A 16,977-nucleotide genomic window follows, 5' to 3' on the forward strand; every position below is an offset into this window, starting at 1 on the left:
AAGTGTCGCCTGGTTGGAAGGTTGCAGGTCATCGCCGCAGCAACTGCGGGGGTACGATTGCTTAGACTTGCATAATTCTGCAATTCGTTAGTTTCCTTGGATGTTAAGTGACGGAGGGGGTGGCTTTGGCGTGGGCGTGCTTGCTCAAGAGGGGCGGGAGCGGGTGCGTGTGGGGCGAAGCGACCGACGATGAGAAGGGCACGGTCCAGGAGTGAATCGGGTGCCGGATTCGCTGTACGAGGCGCAGGCGGATTTGTTCCAGGTGCTGGGGCACCCGGTGCGCATCCGGGTGCTGGAGGTGCTGCAGGGCGGACCCATACCGGTGCGGGAGCTGTTGGCCGCTCTCGAGCTGGAGATCGAGCTTGCGGAGCTGTCGCGGCATCTGACGGTGTTGCTCGGCTGCGGGGTCGTTGCGGTCAATCGCAGGGGAGCGGCAGCGGTGTACGAGGCCGTGGGCGGGGACGTGGCGGAGCTGCTCGCGGTGGCGCGCCGAGTCTCGGCGGTGCGCCTGTCGGGGGTGTGGTGAAAACCTGATAGCCGCAGGTCAGAGGCGCGCGGGCGGAGCCCCGAAGGCTCTCTGTCGCTGTGGAGCGGCTGGCGGTGGCGTATGACTTTGGTCCGCTGAGCGGAATACTCTGCTTCCATGAGTGAAAGAGGGATGCAGGAACTGGCGTTGCTGCTGCTGACCGCCCTTGCGAACGCACCTCGGCACGGATATGCCATCGCCCAAGAGGTCAAGGTCATCACCGACGGCCGGGTGGTGCCGCGGACCGGGGCCCTGTACGGGGCGCTGGACCGGCTCCTTGAGGAGGGGCTGATCGAGGTGCAGTCCGAGGAGGTGGTGGGCGGCCGGGCACGTCGTACCTTCGCCTTGACCGCCTCCGGCCGCGAGCGGCTGGCGGCCGAGGCGGAGCGGCTTGCCGCTACGGCCCGCGAGGCCATGCGGCGGCTTGAAGCGGGCGGTGCGGCGGTGACGGCGTGATTGACCGGCTCCTTCGCCTCTATCCGCCTGACTACCGGTCCGCGTACGGGCAGGAGATCGTCGACGTCCATCGGGAGCTGACCGCGGACTTGCCGCGCGCCGGACGGCTGCGCGCGGACGCCGACCTGGCCGCACACGCCCTGCGGGTACGCCTCGGCCTCGATTCGGCGTCGCGCGGCGGGCGCTTCTTCGCGCTGGCCGCCCCGCTCGCGCTGGCTGTCGCCGCGGCGGGCAACGGACTGGTCCTCACGCGCTGGTACAAGGGTCTCGTCACCTCTCCCGCCCCGGCGTGGTCCCAGCTCACCCACACGGAAGCCACCTGGGGGCTGCACTATCTGTTCGCCCTGATGGTGTGTGCCGGCGCGATCGTCGCCCTGTGCGGACGGTGGGTTCGGGGGGTGATCGCGGCCGCGTGCGGGCTCATGGGGCAAGCTGTCCAGTCGGTGTTCGCCCCGCAAGTGACCGACGGAGGGTTCGTCACTCCGCTGACGGTGCTGCTGACCACCGTCGTCGTACTGGCCTGTCCGGGGGACCGGCGTCCCGGCAGGGAACTGTCAGCCATCGCCGGAGCGGTGGCAGGCGTCGGATGGTTCCCCGTCGTCGTGGTGGAGACCGGGACCTTCGGCGTGACCACGGACTACGGCGCCTGGCCGGTCCTCGTCCTCGCCGCCGCGGCGGTCGTGCTCGCCTGGCGTCGGCGAACCTTCGGGCTGCGTGAGACCGGAGCGATGACCGTGGCTTCGCTGCCGCTGGTCGGCAGCGCTTCGGCCTGGGCATCGACGGATCCCTGGCCCTTCGTCGGCCTCCTCCTCGTACTGTTGCTCGCCTCTGTCCTCATGGTGGGGGTGCGGGCGGTGCGTCGCGGGCGCTGACAAGGCCCTGCTCCTCCGCGGTGCCTGTCTTTGCTGCCGGTGTTAGAGGGGTGCCGATGGCTCCCAGACCTTCGACGGCGCTCGCGTCCGCCACCAGGGCCGGGGGAACGGACGGGCGCCGTGGTCATGGCCAGATCGCCCTCGGCGTGCCCGTCCCGCAGTCAGGCGACGGCGGTTGCGTGCCGCCTGGAGCCACCGGCCGAGCGCACCAGGCTCCGCAGGGTGAACGCGGATCACCTCGGTCAGGGCGACCGCGATCAGCCAGATGCCGGTGAAGACCGCCAGAGTGACGATGGAGCCGATGGGCCAGGAGAGGACGATGACGCCGCCCGCGGCCGCCAGCAGGCCCAGGGCCATCGACAGCGCGCCGGTGACGACGAGCAGGACGCGCATCCCGGCGCTGACGAGGGCGCCGAACGCGGCCACGATCTCCACCACGCCGCTGATCAACAGGTATGCCGAACAGCACGCCCAGCACCAGCAGCGTCCGGCCCGGCCACACCAACGCGACCACGCCGACCGCGATCGCGGTGAAACCCATCAGGCATCAGGGCCTGCCACGCGACCTTGCCCAGCCGCTCCAGCGGGTTACCAGCGCCGTATGGCCGGTCTCTCCTCGCCCGCCAGGGCCGACTGGACGAAAACCGGCGTCGATCCGACGCCACGCTCCCTTGGGCGACACGAACTCGCGCGGCGTAGGGCGACGGGTGCCCTCCCCGCGGCGCGGGCAGCCCCGGCGCGAGTCGAGCACCGGGCGCCCGCCGGGGCGAAGGTCTGGTTACGACGGGGGTTCCGTTTCCGCCGCGGCGGTCTGCAGGTCGGCGAGTAGCCCGGCCTGACTGGCCAGCACCCCCGACAGGATGGTGCGTGCCACCTTCAGCAGCTCCGCGACATGCGGACTCGTCAGCGAGTAGTAGACGGTCGAGCCCTCCTTGCGGGTCACGACCAGATTCGCGCGCCGGAGCACGGCCAGCTGCTGGGAGAGATGCGCCGGCTCGACGCCCACCTCCGGCAGCATCTCCGCGACTGCGTGCTCACGCACGCTCAGTAGTTCAAGAACCCTGATCCGCACGGGGTGCCCGAGCGTCTTGAAGAACTCCGCCTTGAGTTGGTACAGCGGCCTGCTCACCGAACCGGCCTCCCGTCCTGCGCGCAGGCGACCGGCTGGCCGAGCCGTCCCTGTGAGTGCTCCGCGCATCGCTTCCGCCCAGAAATCATCAGCATGGGACCATCCTGGCCCCTGGCCACCGGAATGATGACCTCAAGAATTGCTGACATTAGCAAGTCGGAAGGCGGAGGGAGCGGGATCCCGAGTGCGCAGGGCACGGACAGTCCGTACTCGACCGTCCTGGCCCGGACGGACTCGCGCGGGCTGCCTGGCCGCTGGCAGGACCCGCTCGTGGGGCACCGCAAGTTCACCGCGCCGGTGGTCGGCCCGGCAGGTCAGCACCTGGTGAGCGCGTGTTCGGGAGGATGCGGCTTGGCGGAGTCGGCGACTGCGCCAAGCCTGCTGCCCCTGTTCAGCCGGACCAGCCGCCGGTGCGCCACTCCTGCCGCTGCTCCTCCGGTTCGCCGGTCACCGTCTGCCGCTGCGTCCGGTGTGCGGCCAGCGCTGCCGTCAGGTCGCAGTGGACGGGGACGGGCGGGCAGTCGCCGACCGGGACCAGGGAGCCGTCGGCGGGGATGGCCGCCAGTTCAAGGCGGCGCCCGTGCTCCGCGAGGCGACGTGCCGCCTCGGCCAGGGCGAGCTGGCCCTGGACGGACCAGCCGCGCAGTTCTGCGCAGTCGACGATGACCGGCCCCGTGCCGCGGGCGAGCACCCAGCCGACCGCACCGGTGAAACGGCGGGAGGCTTCCTGGCCCAGGTGGCCGGAGACGGACAGGACGGCGAGGTCCGGCTCGACGGTGTAGCGCCACTCGATGGTCATGGTCGTCATCAACTGCCTTTCATGCGCGGCCGCGTGTGCGGGTCACGTGTGCGGGTCACGTGTGCGGGTGACGGGTGCGGATCACGGGTACGGGTCAGGGGCACGGGCACGGATCACAGGGGCAGGGTGATCCAGATGCTCTTGCCGCCTCCGTCGGCGTCCTGGCGCACCACTGCTGTTCCCGCCAGGGAGAGGGTGAGTTCGACGACGGTGGCCAGGCCGCTGCTGCGGTCGCCGGTGCCCGCGCCGTGCAGGGTGGGCTGGTAGGGGTGGCGGTCGTGGACGGCGAAAGCGAAGGTGTCCTTGGCGGCCGCGTAGACAACGGTGACGTGGGGAGAGGCCGCGGCGGCGTGCCGCACGGCGTTGGTGACCAGTTCGCTGAGGATCAGCAGAGCCGGGTCGACAGCCGGGTGGCGGCGGCTGATGCCCCATTCGCCCAGGACCTGCTCGGCCGTCTCCCGGGCTACCCGCACCGCGGACGGGATGGTGGGCACGGTCAGTACGTGTCGATGGGGCAGCGCCAACCGGGCCATCACGCCTCCGCGCGGGTGAGCCGGAACCCGCTCGCCGTCTGCGGGTTGAGGCGCAGGAGCGTGTCGTGGGGGCCGTGCGTCCAGCCGGGCAGGGTGCGCCGATAGTGGGCCAGCTCATCGGGGTCGGAGACGAACTCGAAGCGGCCGCTGGCACTCACGCTCCAGCCGGTGCCGAGCTCGGTGCGGATCTCGTCCACGTGATACGTCACCGTGGCGCCGACGGGCAGCGCCGGTCGTGGCACGGGTGCGCGGACCACCAGGTGCCCGTACTCCAGCACGTGAGCCGCCGGGCGCAGGACCGGGGTGTCGTTGCGGACGTGGACCAGGCGGCCGGTGCGGCTGCCCTCCAGCAAGTAGAGGGCCTCGGCGCCGGAGACCTCGACCAGACGGCGCGGGGCGGGAGCTGTGCTCATCGGACGGATCCCTCATGAGTGGAGCGGTCGGTGCGGGCGTTCTGGGCGGGGACGGCGGGCAGCACCCCGGCGCGCTCCAGGCAGGCGCGGGCGCCGGCGAGAGCCTCGTCGGCGGTTGCGTACGCGTGGCCCTCGTGTCGCAGCAGGTCCAGGGCACCAACCGCCTTCAGGACCTGCTGGTGCTCGGAGCGGATCCCGGAGGCCAGCACGACGATGCCGCGCCGGTTCAGCGTCCGCACCGCGTCCTTGAGGGCGAGCGCGCCCGTGGCATCCATCGTGGACACCCTCGACATGCGCAGGATGACCACGCGTACGTCGGCCCCTTGGTGCAGGTCGTGCACGAGGCGGTGCGCGGCGGCGAAGAACAGCGGCCCGTCGATGCGGTAGGCGACGACGTGCTCGGCGAGCAGCGCGTCCTCCTCGGCGCGGCGCTCTGCCTGCTCCAGCGGTACTGGGGCCATGCGGGCCTGGCGGGCCACGGCACGCAGCGCGAGGACGCCCGCGACGGCGAGGCCGGTGACGACCGCGTACACCAGATCGAGCGCGAGCGTGGCGGCGGCGGTCAGGACGAGGATCAGCGCATCGGAGCGGGTCGCCTTCGCCATCGCCTTCAGCGAGACGACGTCGACCATGCGCAGAGCCGTCGCGATCAGCACCCCGGCCAGCGCCGCGAGCGGAATCTTCGACACCAGCGGGGCGGCAGCGAACACGATCACGGCCAGGACGGCGGCATGGGTGAGCGCGGCCAGCCGTGAGGCGGCGCCGCTGCGGACATTGACCGCGGTCCGCGCGATGGCGCCGGTCGCGGGCACGCCGCCGAACAGCGGGGCGGCCATGTTGGCAACGCCTTGTCCGAACAGCTCCTTGTCCGGGTCGTGCCGGGGGCCGGACGTCATGCCGTCGGCGACCGACGCGGACAGCAACGACTCCAGAGCCGCCAGGGCGGCGACCGCGACCGCGGGTGCGAGAAGCGAGCTCAGCGCCGACACATCGAGGAAGCCCAGCGACGGGGCGGGCAGACCGGAGGGCAGCGCCCCGATGGGCCTGGCCCCGTCCAGGCCGAAAAGCTGCGCGACCAGGGTCGCGCTGACGACAGCGATGATCGAGAAGGGGATCGTGGGCCGCAGGCGAGCCCCGGCCAGCATGACCGTGGCCACCGCTGCGGCAAGGGCAACGGCCGTCCAGTTCGGCGCCTTGGCGAAGGCCTCGAGCGCCCGCCAGGCCACCACCAGCACCCGGTCGCCTTCCGGCGCGGCCACCCCCAGCGCGTTCGGGATCTGCTGTAGGCCGATCACACACGCGATGCCGAGGGTGAAGCCCTCCACCACGGGCGCGGGTACGTACCTCATGTACTTTCCGGCCCGCAGCAACGCCAGGGTCACCAGCAGCACGCCCGCGATCAGCCCGACGGTGAGGACCCCGCCGGGCCCGTGCTCGGCGGTGATCGGCACCAAGACGACGGTCATCGCCCCCGTCGGCCCGGACACCTGCAATCGCGAGCCGCCGAACAGCGCGGCCAGCGCACCGGCGACCACCGCGGTGGCAAGGCCCGCCTGCGCACCGAGCCCGGAGGAAACCCCGAAACCGAGCGCGAGCGGCAGTGCCACGATGGCCACCGTCAGACCCGCGAGCAGGTCCCGGCGCGGGCCGCGGCCCATCTCGGCGACGTCCGTGCCTGCGGGGAGAAGCGAGCGGACCAGGCCCCAGGTCCGGCGCGGCAGAGCACTCACCGCGCTGCGACCTCGGCCTCCCGCAACTCCTCCAGCAGGTCGTACCGCCCGGCCAGCATCTCGGTCAGAATCCGGCGCGCGGCCCGCATCAGCTCGGCGACATCCCCGCCGGCCAGGGCATACACCACCGTCGACCCCTCACGCCGCGAGCTCACGATCCCCGAGCGGCGCAACACCGCCAGCTGCTGCGACAGCGTCGACGGCTCCACCTCTATCGCGGCCAGCAGGTCACGCACGGGCATCGGCCCGTCCTGCAGCAACTCCAGCACCCGTATCCGTACGGGATGGCCGAGCATCCGGAAGAACTCAGCCTTGGCCTGATACAGCGGAACGGACACGGACCCTCTCCCCGAGAACCACACGTGATGACGCCGTGCCCGCGGCTACCTACGGGCACGGCCACCACACCATCTAACGAATTGCAAAATTTCGCAATTCAGCTAGTCGATCTATCCTGGCCAGACACATCCCAAGTTCCAACCGAGCAGCGCCAAGGCCGCGAGAGCGGTTCGACGACGCGGTGGAGGCCCCGGTGCCAGCGCCCGTCTCGCCCGATGAAGCGCGGCTCCCCAGCAGAAAAGGACCGCGCCGATGCCTGAGAACCTGCCGCCCTGCCCCACCTGCTCCAGCGAGTACACCTACGAGATGGGTGCGCTCCTGGTCTGTCCCGAATGCGGGCACGAGTGGTCACCGACGTCCACCGAACCGGCGCGGGCCACCGCGGACACGGCGATCAGGGACGCGGTCGGGAACGTACTCGCCGACGGCGACACGGTCACGGTGGTCAAGACGCTGAAGGTCAAGGGCAGCCCCTCCGGCATCAAGGCGGGCACCAAGGTGCGCAACATCCGCCTCGTCGACGGCGTGGACGGCCACGACATCGACTGCAAGATCGACGGATTCGGCCCCATGCAGCTCAAGTCCAGCGTGGTCAAGAAGGCCTGACACCGGCCGGGGCGCCGACACAGTCTCCGACCGCGGCCCGGACATCGCGGCGAGGAGCGGTGCCCGAGGCCAGCCGCAGCCTGAGTGTCAGGTCATGCGGAAGGAGGCGCAGGCCATGGCGAGGGCAGATGTTGGCGCATGCGAAACGGTACGCGCGGGGGGCGCGCGCGGGTGAGGCCCGTGTCGTGAGCGTCATGCACACAGCGCTCGGGGACGCCCCGGGGTTCACCTCGGGCGGGGGAGTGCGCACCTCCTTTCCGGTCGGGGGAGTGTGCGGCCATCGGGTTCCGGTTGTCGCGGAGCATGGCCTGTGCGGTGGCTGACGCACAGTGCGCGGGGACGCGTGCGGCCTGCGGTGGAGTTCACGCTTCGCCGTGCTCTTCATCCCTGCCTCGACGCTCTCCGGGGCAGTTCCGGATTTGCCGGAAGGAGGGCTGCCCGGTCGGCCGCATCGCCATGGGGTCTGGGAACGGCGTACACGGGGTGTGCGGTGGGGGCCCGACGTGTGCAGGCGGTCGGCCGGGGTGTGCGGGGAGGTGCGGGTGGGCGGGACGTGCTCGCGTATGCCATCCGCACACCCTTATTCGGCGGGGTGAGGTGGGAGTTCTCTGCTGCGGTGCCTGACGCGCAGCCAAGGAGGTACTCCCCGTGATCACCATCGTGACCGATGGCGGCCCCGAGGACATGGGGCGGGTCCGCCGGATCGACCAGAAAGAGATTCCCGAGCGCTGGGTCGTGGCCTACTACGGACGGCACCAGCACTTCGAGCGGACGAGTGCGACCGAACTCGTCGAGGGCCTGCGGGCTCCCGTCTTCCGGTTCACCTACAGCACCGCCATCGCCGAATAGCGGCAAGGGAGTTGACCCAGCATGTCTGCGTCCCACGAGGTCCCGATCGCGGTGGTGGGAATCGGCTGCCGTCTCCCCGGCGGCGTGAACACCCCTGATGAACTCTGGCAGTTGGCTGCCGACGGCCGCTCGACCGCCGGTCCGGTGCCCGCCGACCGGTGGGACGCCGAGACCCTCGCGTCCCAGCAGGATCCGGAGCTGAGGGAGTCGGCCGCCGTCGGCTGCTTTCTCGAGGGGGACGTGTGGTCCTGGGAGCCGGAGGCGCTGTCGGTGGCCCCGGCCGAGCGGGAGTGGGTGGACCCGCAGTCCAGGGTGATGATGGAGGTCGCCTGGGAGGCAGTTGAACACGCTGGCATTCCAGTCGACCGGATCCGGGGCTCGCGGACCGGGGTGTACGTAGGGACGTACGCGCCGGACAATCTGTTCCGGGAAGCACGTCCGGTTCAGGACGCGCCCAACAGCCCGTACCTGTTCGGGAACTACACGGCGGGCACCGCGGGCCGGGTGGCGTTCTCGATGGATCTCCGCGGCCCGGTCATGGTGGTCTCCACGCACTGCTCCTCCAGCATGGTGGCCCTGGACACCGCGTGCGGAGCGCTCACGCTCGGTGAGTGCGACATGGCGCTCGCGGGCGGGGTGCTGCTGATGCTGGCGCCGCAGACGCACTACTTCGAGGCACCGTTACTCCTGTCGCGACGCGGGGCCTGCCACGCCTTCGACGGCCGCGCGGACGGGTACGTGCGGGGCGAAGGCGCCGGTGCCGTGCTGCTCAAGCGGCTCGCTGACGCGCGCCGCGGCGGCGACCGGATCCTCGCCGTGATCCGCGGCAGCGCGGTCAACAACGACGGCCAGGCAACGAGGATGACCGCCCCGTCCGGTGAGATGCAGCGTCGGCTCTTCGCAGCCGCCGTGGAATCGGCGCGCATCGACCCGGGTGAGGTGGGGCTGGTGGAAGCGCACGGGCCGGGCACTTCGGTGGGTGATCCGATCGAGTACGCGTCCATCCACGCGGTCTACGGACGCAGCGGCCAGGGCCGCTGTGCGCTCGGTTCGCTGAAGACGAACATCGGTCACACCGAGCCGGTTTCCGGTGTGGCCGGGGTCATCAAGGCGGTGGAGAGCCTGCGTCGCGGAGTGGTCCCGCCGAACCGGAACTTCACCGACTGGAATCCGGGCATCGACCGAGCCGAGAAGTCACGGCTGTTCGTGCCGACCGAGCTAACCCGCTGGCCGGTGCCGGGCAAGGGACGCCTGGCGGCCGTGTGCAGTTACGGAGTGAGCGGCACCAACGGGCACATCGTGCTCGAAGCCGCGCCCGCCCCGCGCCGCCGACCCGCGCGCCGGGGGACGCGGCCTGTCGTCGGAAAGCGCCTGTTCCTGCTGTCCGGGACCTCGGAAGGCTCGCTGGCAGGGGCGGCCGGACGGCTGGCCGACTTCAGCGAGAGTACCCCGGCCGATGCGGCCGACGTCGTCCACACCCTCGCGCTGCGCCGCCGCCATGCCGAGCACCGGCTCGGCATCGTCGCCGACGGGCTCGGGCAACTTGCCGCCCGAGCACGGGAGTTCGCGGCTGGTGGCGTGCCCGAGGGTGCCGTCAGCGGCGTCCCGGTGCTGCCTCCCGACCATCCTGGCCCGGTCTTCGTCTTCACCGGGCAGGGCTCCCAGTACGCGGGCATGGGCCAGGGCCTGCTCGCTGACGAGCCGGTGTTCGCCGCCGCCGTCGACGCCCTCGAACCGCTGATCGGAGCCGAGTCCGGCTTCTCGCTGCGGGAGACGATCGAGCGCCCCGAACTGCTGGTGGGCGTCGACCGCATCCAGCCGACGCTGTTCGGCGTGCAGGTGGCGTTGGCCGAGCTGTGGCGCTCCTGGGGGGTGCGGCCGGCCGCGGTGATCGGGCAGTCCCTGGGCGAGGTGGTCGCCGCCGTGGTCGCCGGGGTGCTCAGCCGTGCGGACGGGGCGAAGGTGATCTGCCGCCGGGCCGCCCTGCTCGCCCGGATCGCGCACGGCGCCATGGCCTCCGTGATGCTGAGCGCCGCCGAGACCCAGGCCGCCATCGACGCACTCGGCGCGGTGGGGGTCGTGCTCGGCGTGCTGACCGCGCCGCGCACCACGGTGATCTCCGGTGACGCGCAGCAGGTGCGCGACCTGGTGGCGTACTGGAACGAGAACGGCGTGGTGGCCCGCATGGTCGATGTGGACGTGGCCTCGCACTCCCCGCAGGTCGACCCGGTCGTCGACGAGCTGCACGCCGCCTTGTCCGAGCTGCCTGACAACCGGCCGGGCGCCATCTCCTTCTACTCCACCGTCAGCGACGACCCGCGCGATCCGGGCCCGCTGAACGCCTCGTACTGGGTGCACAACCAGCGTGACACCGTGCACTTCCAACGCGCCGTGACCGCCGCCCTGGCCGACGGGCACCGGCTGTTCATCGAGTGCACCGCCCACCCGCTGGCGGCCCGCCCCGTCACCGAGACCGCCGCCGAGCAGGGCGTCCAGGACGTGGTCGCGATCGGCTCGCTGCGCCGCGGCAGCGACGACACCGAGGCGTTCCTGACGCATCTGGCCACCGCCCACTGTGCAGGCTTCGACGGCATCGACTTCGCCGGCCACTACGGCGACGGGCAGCTCGCCGACGTGCCGACCACGTACTGGAACCGTACCCGGCACGGCGGCACCACTGAGCCCTACGCCCTCATCGCGCCGACCCTGCCCGCCGCCCGCCAGCACCCGCTGCTCGGCGGCCACGTCGCCGACCCCGACCGGGCGGGCCGCCACCTGTGGCAGACCCCGATCTCCGCGTCCCGGCTGCCCTGGCTCGCCGACCACCAGGTGGCCGGTGTGCCGGTGCTGCCAGGCACGGGTTTCGCGGAGATGCTGCTGGCCGCGGGCGCCGAGGTCTTCGCCACCGACCGGGTCGCGATCGAAGACGTGACGATCGAGGCGCCGCTCGTCCTGGAACCGGAGCCACAGGTGTTCACCCGGCTCGTGGAGGAGGACGGCGTGGTGCGCGGGCAGGTGCTCACCTGCACCGCGGAGGGCCAGGTCGTGCACGCCCGCGCCACCATCCGCCCGCTCACCGACCACGAGCGGCGTCCGGGCGCCCCGGCGGACGGCCCCACCGCGGAGTGGACCGAGTCCGCCCCGGCCGACCTGCACCGCCACTTCCGCGAGCGCCACAACGTCTTCCACGGCCCGGCCTTCGCCGCCATCGACCGCATCCGCCTCGACCCGGGACGCACCCGCGCCGTCTCCGCCCTGCGCATCGCGGACACCGCCCGCGTCTCGGCACACGCCCTGCGGCTGCATCCGGTGCTGGCCGACGAGTTCGTACAGACAGCGGTGGCGGCCTGGCTCGGCCACTGCGCGACCAGCCCGGGACCCGTCGTGGTGGCGGGCTTCGGCACGCTCCGCGTATACGGGCCGACCGGCCACGCCCGGCATGCGGAGGTGACCTTGCACGAGGCCGACGACCTGACCTGCACCGCGTCGGGCACGCTCAGCACAGCCGACGGCACGGTCGTCGCCGAGATCACCGCACTGCGCCTTTCCAACATCACCCCGCCCGAACAGCGCTACGCCGACCGGCTCGCCCACCTGGCCTGGCAGCCCGTCCCGGTCGGCGAGGCCCCCGAGTCCACCGGTCAGCAGTGGCTCGTCGTGGCACCCGAAGGCACCCGCTGGGGCGAGCGCCTGGCCGCCAAGCTCGGCAAGCGGTCGGCGGGAAGCCATCTGCTCCTTCACCCGACGGGCACCTCGCTCGACGCGAAGCAGCTGGAGCGGGCGCTGGCCGCCGACACCCGCGCCGCCGCGACCCATCTGGTACTGGTCCTCAACGGCCCGGACACCCAGGGCACGCCCGACCGTGCCCGCGCCGCCGTACGCCGCACCCTGACGGTGCTGCAGACCCTGACCGCTCGTACGGCACCCCCGCGCCTGTGGGTGCTGTGGCGTGGCGATCACCCTCTGGCCGCCGCGGGCGTGCGCGGACTGCTGAGGGTCGCCGCCTTCGAACACCCCGAACTGCGGGCCGGGAGCCTGGAGGTGGCGGGCGACACCCCGCTCGATGACGTCCTGGGGGATCTGCTCGACGACACCCTGCCGGTCACCGAGGTGGCCTGGCGGCACGGGGTACGGTCGGTGGCCCGGGTGCGCACCGGCCCCGGAGCGACTTCTCCCCCCAGCAACGCCCCATGCCATGACGGCAGTTACGTGGTCACTGGCGGCTTCGGCGGCCTCGGCCTGCTCACCGCGCGGCGCCTGGCCGAACGCGGCGCCCGCACCCTGGTCCTGGCAGGCCGTACACCACCCGGCCCGGACGCCGAGCGCACCCTCGAAGCGCTGCGCACCACGTACGGCACGCACATCGCGACGGTCCTCGGCGACATCGCCGAGCCGGGCACCGTCCACCGCGCCCTGAAAGCCGCCGACGGGAGGCTGCGCGGCATCGTGCACGCCGCCGGCGTCGTCGAGGACGCCACCATCGCGCACATCGGGGACGAGCTGCTCGAGCGGGTCTGGCGCGGCAAGGCCGAGGGTGCATGGCAGCTCCACCAGGCCACCCTGGAGGCTGAGTTGGACTTCTTCGTCGTCTACTCCTCGGTGGCCTCGCTGCTCGGCTCACCCGGCCAGGGCGCGTACGCCGCCGCCAACGCCTACCTGGACGCGCTGGTCGCCCACCGACTCGCCGACGGCTTGCCCGCCACCGCCATCCACTGGGGTCCCTGGTCCGAGGTCGGGCGCGGACAGCGCCTCGCCGAACGCGGCTTCGTCATGATCAACCCGGCCGACGGCCTCGACGCCTTCGACCGCATCCTCGCCGAGGGCCACCACCAAATCGCCTACTCGCCCATCGACGCGGCCGCCTGGACCGCCCCCTACCCCGCTCTGCGCGAAGTGGCGCTCTACACAGAACTCCTCACCGGCATTCAGGCGAGCGCCGAGGCCGACGGATCCCCTGTCCTCGACGACCTCCACCAAGCCGCCTCGGACTCCGAATGCCACCGCGTCCTCACCGAGTTCATCGTCGCCCAGGTCCGCGACCTGCTCGGCGGCACGACCCGCCACATCGGCGCCCACACCAGCCTCGTCGTTCTCGGCCTGGACTCCCTCGGCGCGGTCCAGCTCCAGCAGCGGCTCGCCAAGGCGCTGCGCTGCGAGATCGCGCCGGGCACCATCTGGGTCAAGCCGAGCCCGGGGGCGCTGGCCGAGGCGCTCCTGGAGTCCATGGGGTTCACGTCGGCGCAGGGGGCGAGCCGCTGAGGGACCGCTACGGCCGCCTCCTCCTGAGCCTCATCGAGACGCAGACAGCCGCAACAGTTTCGACGCCGTGATGCGGACCAGGCAATCGCGAGCTCATGAAGGGAAGGGACATGACGACTGCATACGGCACAGGCCAGGAGACGCCACCGGGGACGCCGCGGGAGCCCGCCCGACAAGCCCCGGAGGGGTTCCTCCGCGTCGAAGGGCAGACGACGTTCCTGGAGACGTTCCTGCCGGTACGCAACGAGGTGCTCCACGACTTCTACCGCACCTCCCGCACCAGCCGCGCCCCGCGCACAGGTAAGCGGAGAGACCTACGGGCCGCGGCCCGGCTGCTCGGCGGGGGCGCGAAGGACACCGTCCCTGACCTTTACCGCCTCTACTACAACCGCCTGTTCTCCATGATCTGGCTCGCGCTCAACTGGGGCCCCTACACCGCTGAGATCCGGCAGGTACCCGACCCTCGACAGCGGATCCACCTCTCCCAGGTCAACTCCGTGGACCGGTGCTGGCAGCCGACCGTGGAGAGCGCGCCGAAGGACGGCCGGCTCATCGAGGTCGGCACCGGCCTTAGCGACGGCTGGGCCCGGATCGCGCACCTGCTGCCGCAGGTCGAGATCGTGTCCCTCACCATCGAACGCGACCAGGCCGAGATCGGGCGCCGCATCGCCGAACGGCTGGGCCTGTCCGACCGCGTGTCCTTCCGGGTCGGGGACCTCTTCGACCCCGCCACCACCCGCGATCTGGCCGGAAGCGCGGACGCCGTCACCGCGATGGGCGTCATCCCGCACTTCCCGCCGCCGCGCAAGGCGGAAGGAATGCGCGCCATGGCGGCCATGCTCAAACCCGGGGCCCCGCTCCACATCTTCGACGCCTACCGGGTCCGGCCGTTCTCCCGCTTCATGGACCGGGCGCTCATCAGCTCCCTGTGCTGGTACCCGACCCGAGACGAACTGCGCGACGCCCTGGACGAGGCCGGTCTGTCGCTCACCCGCTTCGACGCGTACGACGCCGAGAGCTGCCTGCAGTTCGCGGACGACACCCGGGGCAACGACCAGCTGCGCCGCGAGTTCGGACCGGTCGTCGCCTGGGTGTTCCCGAACATCGTGAGGCGCTTCATGAAGGGGCTCCTCACACCCCAGGACTCGGTCTACCTGTCGGCGGTCCGGCGATGACCGTCCCGGAACCGCCCCCCGGCGCGACCCCGGTGGATGCGGAACGCGCCGCCCGTGTGCCCGTCACGTCGGCCCCACGGGCCTGGTGTTCCCCGGTCATGGTCTGGGCGGCGGTCGGGACCGTGTTCCTGGCTGCCGAGGCGTGGGTGATGCTGCGCTGGGCTGTCACCGACGCACGCTGGTTCCCCTCCGGCGACTACGGACTGAGCCCCACACGGCGTGTCGTGGCGGACGCGTTCCAGATCCTGAGCATCGCAGGGGTCCTGGCCAGTGTGAGCTGGCCCGTAGTCCGGAGCATCCGACGGCGAGCCCTGACCGTCGAGACGAGAGTGCTGCTTGGCTACCTGAGCGCCTTCTGGCTCATGCCGGTCGTCAACTACACGTCACAGACGGCTGGTTACAGCAAATACCTGATCGGCACCACCGACTGGGGTTCCTCGATCCCCGGCTGGCACGGCCCGGACCCCGACACGCACCCGGTGCCGCTGTTCGTGGGCTGGTTCGCGCTGGCCGAAGTGATGATGTGGACCCTGCCGACGGTCTGGGTACTCGGGGCCGCAGCGCGCAGGCGGCCGCAGCTGTCCGGACCACGCCTGGCCCTGCTCGCCTTCGGAACGGCCCTGGCCGCCGAACTGGCCCTGGAGCCGATCATGGTCTTTACCGGCGGCTACGTCTACGTCACCGCGGTGCCCGAGCTGACCCTGTTCGCCGGGCACTGGTATCAGCTCCCCACCTACGCGATGGTGGTCGCCGCGCTCGTGTACGGCATGATCCCGGGCCTGATCTGTCACTACCACCTCCATCACGAACGGGGCGCACCCGTTCTGCGCGGGACAGGTGACCTGTCGCCCGCTGCGCGCCCGTGGGCGGCCACGCTGGCCGTCATCGGCATCGCCCAGGTCTGCTTCCTGGCCCTGGTCGTCAGCTACGCCGTCATCCCCCTGCTCGGCGGAGAACCCGCCACCGACCTGCCCGCACACCTGCGGTGACGATCAACCAGTCCACCACGACCGCCCCGGGGAGAGCGCATGCCACACACCAGGGACCGTGCCGTAGTCATCGGCGGCGGGTTCGCGGGACTGCTCGCCGCACGTGCCCTCGCCGAGCACTTCGCGACGGTCACCGTGATCGAACGCGACCCCCGGACCAATGCCGCCCACCGCCGAGGCGTCCCGCAGTTCCACCACCCCCATGGCCTGCTGCACCGCGGCGTGGAAGCCCTCGAGACCCTCTTCCCCGGGCTCCGCGCCGAACTGCGGGAACGCGGAGCCGCCACCTTCGACTTCGGCGAACGGACCCGGATCCTGTTCCCCTCCGGCTGGGCTCCGGCCGGACCGGTCGGAGTGGACCACCTCGCCTGCAGCAGGGCACTGCTGGACGACCTCCTGCACCGGCGCGTTGGCGCACTGCCGCCTGTGCGGCAGGTCACCGCCACCGTCAACAACCTGATCTGGCACGACAACCGTGTCGCCGGTGTCCGCGATACGACGGGCGCGGCGCATCCCGGCGAGCTGGTCGTGGACGCGTCCGGCCGCACCTCGCGGCTGACCGACTGGCTCACCCGTAGCGGCAGACCCGTCCCGGCAAGAGCCCACGTCTTCGCCGGTCTCACCTACGTCACCCGTGTCTACGAGGACACACTCGACCAGGACTGGCACATGTCCACCGAGATGACCTACGCCCCCACGATCCGCCGCGGCTGCCTCATCCAGCGCGTCGAGGAGGACCGGGTGCTCCTCACCCTGATCGGAGCGGACGAAGTGCGTCCCCCATACGACACCGACGGCTTCGAGGAGTACGCCGCGACGCTGCGCAGCCCCCACCCACTGGACGTGATCAAAACCTGCACGCCGCTCGGCCGCAGCCACCGCTACGGCGGCCTGCACAACCACTGGAACCCCTACCACCACATGCGCGACTGGCCCGACGGGCTCATCGCGCTGGGCGACTCCGTGGCCGCCCTCAACCCGATCTACGGACACGGCCTGACTGTCGCCGCGCTCGAAGCCCTGGCCCTGCGCGACCTACTCGCACAGAACCCGGGCCGCGGCCTCACACGCCGCTTCGAGCGCACGGCCGCCGACATCATCCGCGTGCCGTGGCTGCTCGCCAGCCGCTCGGACGCAGCCTGGCGACCCCAGACGCAACGCCCCTCGGTCCGCCTCACCAACTGGGCGCTGCGCCGCTGCCTGGGCCGCGTGCCGGACCGTCCCGCGCTCTACCGCAAGGTGGTGACCGTACAGAATCTGCTCGCGCATCCGGCGACGCTCGCGTTTCCCTGGCCCTGAGAA

General features: G+C 71.5%; 16 protein-coding genes. 9 read left to right on the top strand and 7 right to left on the bottom strand.

Annotation, left to right across the window (positions count from 1 at the left end):
* Positions 1-220 precede the first annotated feature (220 nt).
* The 3 genes from ACIG3E_RS22310 to ACIG3E_RS22320 all read left to right on the top strand — a co-directional run bounded on the left by ACIG3E_RS22310 (position 221) and on the right by ACIG3E_RS22320 (position 1,854).
* Positions 221-526: a metalloregulator ArsR/SmtB family transcription factor gene (locus ACIG3E_RS22310; RefSeq protein WP_399619113.1), complete on the top strand. Its 306-nt coding sequence runs from the start codon at positions 221-223 to the stop codon at positions 524-526.
* A 117-nt stretch (positions 527-643) separates the two neighbouring features.
* Positions 644-982 (top strand): PadR family transcriptional regulator, encoded by a 339-nt coding sequence (locus ACIG3E_RS22315; protein ID WP_399619116.1) that lies wholly within the window; start codon positions 644-646, stop codon positions 980-982.
* Positions 979-1,854: a hypothetical protein gene (locus tag ACIG3E_RS22320; protein ID WP_399619119.1), complete on the top strand. Its 876-nt coding sequence runs from the start codon at positions 979-981 to the stop codon at positions 1,852-1,854. Before ACIG3E_RS22315 ends, ACIG3E_RS22320 begins: the two co-directional genes overlap by 4 nt.
* Before the next feature lie 42 nt (positions 1,855-1,896).
* On the opposite strand, the gene ACIG3E_RS22325 is transcribed toward ACIG3E_RS22320, so the two are convergent.
* The 7 genes from ACIG3E_RS22325 to ACIG3E_RS22355 form a co-directional block, all read right to left on the bottom strand.
* A complete protein-coding gene (locus tag ACIG3E_RS22325) occupies positions 1,897-2,292 on the bottom strand; it encodes a hypothetical protein (protein WP_399619121.1) in 396 nt (131 codons plus the stop codon).
* 340 nt (positions 2,293-2,632) lie between these two features.
* A complete protein-coding gene (locus ACIG3E_RS22330; RefSeq protein ID WP_138957429.1) occupies positions 2,633-2,983 on the bottom strand; it encodes a metalloregulator ArsR/SmtB family transcription factor in 351 nt (116 codons plus the stop codon).
* A gap of 391 nt (positions 2,984-3,374) precedes the next feature.
* Positions 3,375-3,782 (bottom strand): STAS domain-containing protein, encoded by a 408-nt coding sequence (locus ACIG3E_RS22335; protein ID WP_399619839.1) that lies wholly within the window; start codon positions 3,780-3,782, stop codon positions 3,375-3,377.
* A 113-nt stretch (positions 3,783-3,895) separates the two neighbouring features.
* Positions 3,896-4,315: an ATP-binding protein gene (locus ACIG3E_RS22340; RefSeq protein WP_399619125.1), complete on the bottom strand. Its 420-nt coding sequence runs from the start codon at positions 4,313-4,315 to the stop codon at positions 3,896-3,898.
* Entirely contained in the window at positions 4,315-4,728 is a 414-nt protein-coding gene (locus ACIG3E_RS22345) for a pyridoxamine 5'-phosphate oxidase family protein (RefSeq protein ID WP_399619127.1), read from the bottom strand. Before ACIG3E_RS22345 ends, ACIG3E_RS22340 begins: the two co-directional genes overlap by 1 nt.
* Complete coding sequence (locus ACIG3E_RS22350) at positions 4,725-6,386, bottom strand: SulP family inorganic anion transporter (RefSeq protein WP_399619842.1); 1,662 nt, start codon at positions 6,384-6,386, stop codon at positions 4,725-4,727. Before ACIG3E_RS22350 ends, ACIG3E_RS22345 begins: the two co-directional genes overlap by 4 nt.
* A gap of 68 nt (positions 6,387-6,454) precedes the next feature.
* Entirely contained in the window at positions 6,455-6,796 is a 342-nt protein-coding gene (locus ACIG3E_RS22355; RefSeq protein ID WP_366794411.1) for a metalloregulator ArsR/SmtB family transcription factor, read from the bottom strand.
* A gap of 253 nt (positions 6,797-7,049) precedes the next feature.
* On the opposite strand from ACIG3E_RS22355, the gene ACIG3E_RS22360 reads away from it, so the two are divergent.
* From ACIG3E_RS22360 to ACIG3E_RS22385, 6 genes are all read left to right on the top strand, one after another.
* On the top strand, positions 7,050-7,403 hold the full coding sequence (locus tag ACIG3E_RS22360) for a zinc ribbon domain-containing protein YjdM (protein ID WP_399619129.1): 354 nt from the start codon (positions 7,050-7,052) through the stop codon (positions 7,401-7,403).
* Positions 7,404-8,051: 648 nt separating this feature from the next.
* Entirely contained in the window at positions 8,052-8,252 is a 201-nt protein-coding gene (locus ACIG3E_RS22365) for a DUF5988 family protein (RefSeq protein WP_399619132.1), read from the top strand.
* 21 nt (positions 8,253-8,273) lie between these two features.
* Positions 8,274-13,511: a type I polyketide synthase gene (locus tag ACIG3E_RS22370; RefSeq protein WP_399619135.1), complete on the top strand. Its 5,238-nt coding sequence runs from the start codon at positions 8,274-8,276 to the stop codon at positions 13,509-13,511.
* Between the two features lie 110 nt (positions 13,512-13,621).
* Positions 13,622-14,686, top strand: coding sequence for an SAM-dependent methyltransferase (locus tag ACIG3E_RS22375; protein ID WP_399619138.1), 1,065 nt, complete (start codon positions 13,622-13,624; stop codon positions 14,684-14,686).
* A 98-nt stretch (positions 14,687-14,784) separates the two neighbouring features.
* Positions 14,785-15,675 (top strand): spirocyclase AveC family protein, encoded by an 891-nt coding sequence (locus tag ACIG3E_RS22380; RefSeq protein WP_399619141.1) that lies wholly within the window; start codon positions 14,785-14,787, stop codon positions 15,673-15,675.
* Positions 15,676-15,714: 39 nt separating this feature from the next.
* The gene (locus ACIG3E_RS22385; RefSeq protein ID WP_399619143.1) at positions 15,715-16,974 is read left to right on the top strand and encodes an NAD(P)/FAD-dependent oxidoreductase; all 1,260 of its coding nucleotides are present in this window, start codon (positions 15,715-15,717) and stop codon (positions 16,972-16,974) included.
* Positions 16,975-16,977 lie beyond the last annotated feature (3 nt).

The organism is Streptomyces sp. NPDC053474 (assembly GCF_044544845.1).
Classification (GTDB): Bacteria; Actinomycetota; Actinomycetes; order Streptomycetales; family Streptomycetaceae; genus Streptomyces.